Here is a 1,930-nt window from a genome sequence, read left to right as displayed (position 1 = left end):
TTTACCTTTAGGGTATTTTTTATTATAAGAAGGGGTTATTCTGCTGTTTGAGTAAAATTAATTATTCTTGCCTAAGCATAAAAGTAATGATTATTGATCTGAGTAACAAATTTACGGTTATTCATAATCCAGAAATTTGAAGATTTTGCTGGATTAAGGAAGTATAATGAATTACCAATGTTATTGGAACCATTTAGTGCTGCGATAGCGGCATTGATACTTTCTTGAGTAGGGGTATTGTATATGTTGCCATCTGCAACAGGTGAAAATTGAATACCGTATTTGTTATCAAAAATAACAGATTTTATTGTGCTTGGAAATTCTGAACTTTTTTTTCGATTAATGATTACGTTAGCTACTGCTAATTTTCCAGCGTATGGTTCGCCAACTGCTTCAGCTTCTACAATTCTAGATAACCAATATAAATCTTCGGAGCTATATTTGTTTGAAGGGGTATACCCATTGTTACTGATGTATACTGAGCTGTTAGCCCATATTACGTCATATCCTAATGTTTCAGATATAAATCTTACAGGTACGAAAGTTCGTCCTCTAACTAAGTTTATTGGTGCATCAATTTTATATTGTTTACCGTTTACAGTTACATATCTAGAACCTACGGGTAATTTAATTACGTTTTGATTAAATACCAATGTAGCAGTCTTGGATGAATAATCCCATTTGATTGATGTAGCATTAAGTGCTTCTCCAATGAATCTAATTGGTACAAAAGTACGTTGGTTTTGAATATAAGGATTAACGTCAGGAGTTAAAACATTTCCATTAACGTAAATAGGTATTACTTGAGAAGCAAATGCTTTGCTTGAAAAACTAAAAACTAAAATTAACGAAATCATTAAAAGCATTATTCTTTTCATCTAATCACCTCAACAACAAGTCTAACAAATGTATTATCCAATCTCAATATGGAATTAATGGAAGAGATGTAAAATTCTAAAACTTAGAATAATTACTGTAAAATTTTATGTAATATAGATTACTAGGTATACATATTGTAATAACTTATATATTGTAGGGGATGGTACTGTCGGTATGTATTGTATTAAATTAGAATAATGAATTAAAGATACTTCTATATAAATATATCAAATTCATAATATCAATTATTAATACTTAGTCAAAACAATTATAGTTTAAATAAAATATTAATAATTCAACTTTCACACTTCAATATTCTATGCAGGTAAGCTAATTAAAAGGCTTTGCAGAATAAAAATATAGGTGTTTCTTCTATCTTTTTATTCTGTAAACCAAACCTATAACTCTTGATTTACCTGCATTAAATTAAAGGTGGGAAAGTTGAGTTAATAACATTAATTCTTGGTATAAATAATAAGTTTGAAATAAATCAACTGATAGAAAAAATTAATAATGATATTAGCAGTTATTGGAATTTTTATTTCCTTATATATACAGTAAATTTGACACTTAGTTAATCATATGTCATAAAAAAAGATTTTAAAAATGTCGAATAAAGCCTTGACTTTATTATTTATAAATGATATAATTCTTTTCGCTGAAGAAAACAAAACAGCAAGCAACAAATTAGGACAGAACCTTGAAAACTGAACAGTGAAACAACCAAAAACTTAGTAATAAGTTTTACCCAAGAAAATTCCTTAGTAAATTAATGGATAAAGACGATAGTCTATAAAATATAAGCCAGAGCAATCTGGTCAAGATTAAAACTTATACGATGTTTTAAGTTAAGAATAACTAATCTTTGATAATTAAGACAATTTAATCTTAAAATCAAAGCTAAGAAATTCTAACCTTAAAAAATCTTTAACATGAGAGTTTGATCCTGGCTCAGGATGAACGCTGGCGGCGTGCTTAACACATGCAAGTCGAGCGAGAAGCTATCTATTGAACCTTCGGGTGATTTAGATAGTGGAAAGCGGCGGACGGG

Annotated in this window: 1 protein-coding gene and 1 rRNA gene; one reads left to right on the top strand and one right to left on the bottom strand. The window is 29.0% G+C overall.

Features of this window, described 5'->3' with window-relative positions:
• Positions 1-71 precede the first annotated feature (71 nt).
• Positions 72-878 carry a stalk domain-containing protein gene (locus tag AACQ14_RS23645; RefSeq protein ID WP_339366001.1) on the bottom strand — a complete coding sequence of 269 codons (807 nt, stop codon included), beginning with the start codon at positions 876-878 and terminating at the stop codon, positions 72-74.
• 929 nt (positions 879-1,807) lie between these two features.
• Here AACQ14_RS23645 and AACQ14_RS23640 point away from each other — a divergent pair.
• Positions 1,808-1,930, top strand: a 16S ribosomal RNA gene (locus AACQ14_RS23640); the annotation flags it as partial.

It is taken from the genome of Vallitalea maricola (genome assembly GCF_036985595.1).
GTDB classification, from domain to species: Bacteria; Bacillota; Clostridia; order Lachnospirales; family Vallitaleaceae; genus Vallitalea; species Vallitalea maricola.
This window is presented reverse-complemented; position numbering and strand designations above follow the sequence as displayed.